We start from the raw sequence: 278 nt of genomic DNA on the forward strand, positions 1-278 counted from the left end.
TCATTATCGACCGAGCCGACATGTTTGGTTTAGCACAATTGCACCAGCTTCGCGGCCGTGTTGGGCGATCGCATCACCAAGCTTATGCTTATATGATGACGCCTCATCCTAAACGTATGACCCCAGATGCCCGCAAACGTCTTGCAGCCATTGAAGCCCTAGAAGATCTTGGCGCAGGATTTTTACTCGCCACTCAGGATTTAGAAATTCGCGGTGCGGGTGAATTGCTCGGCGATGAACAAAGCGGCCATATCTCAAAAATTGGTTTTAGCTTATAC

The 278-nt window shown here is 48.9% G+C and carries 1 protein-coding gene; it reads left to right on the forward strand.

Annotated features, from left to right (window positions below):
- A partial coding sequence (locus AAEZ10_RS27295; protein WP_350571797.1) for a hypothetical protein occupies positions 1-278 on the forward strand: 278 nt, incomplete at both ends.

The sequence above is a fragment of the Pseudomonas sp. H26/SER47-MNA-CIBAN-0231 genome (assembly GCF_040310465.1).
GTDB classification, from domain to species: domain Bacteria; phylum Pseudomonadota; class Gammaproteobacteria; order Pseudomonadales; family Pseudomonadaceae; genus Aquipseudomonas; species Aquipseudomonas atacamensis.